The sequence below is a fragment of the Salmonella sp. SAL4457 genome (assembly GCF_046548235.1).
GTDB lineage: Bacteria > Pseudomonadota > Gammaproteobacteria > Enterobacterales > Enterobacteriaceae > Salmonella > Salmonella enterica.
In genome coordinates, this window is record NZ_JBGDZO010000494.1 from 1 (window position 1) to 272 (window position 272).

Here is a 272-nt window from a genome sequence, read left to right on the forward strand (position 1 = left end):
GCATAGAGCAGCGCCAGCGGGCAACACGCGGCGAGCAGGGAGAACGCCACCAGGGTCGGTCGACGGCCGATGCGATCGGATATCGCCGGTACGGCGAAGCCCCAGACCACCCAGGCGACGCCCAGGCAGCTCATCAGCCTGCCCATGGTCGCCGGGCTGAAGCCGCGGGCGTTGACCAGGAAGGTCGGGGTAAAGGAAATCAGCACGATGAACCAGGTGACGAATACGCAACTGATCAGGGTGCAGAGCAGGATGTTGCGGCTCTTCAGCAG

1 protein-coding gene is annotated in these 272 nt (G+C 64.7%); it reads right to left on the reverse strand.

Going from position 1 to position 272, the window contains the following annotated elements; genetic code table 11:
- Positions 1–272, reverse strand: a 272-nt coding sequence (locus ACLJNW_RS25195; RefSeq protein ID WP_410961357.1) for an MFS transporter, incomplete at both ends; no start/stop codon positions are given.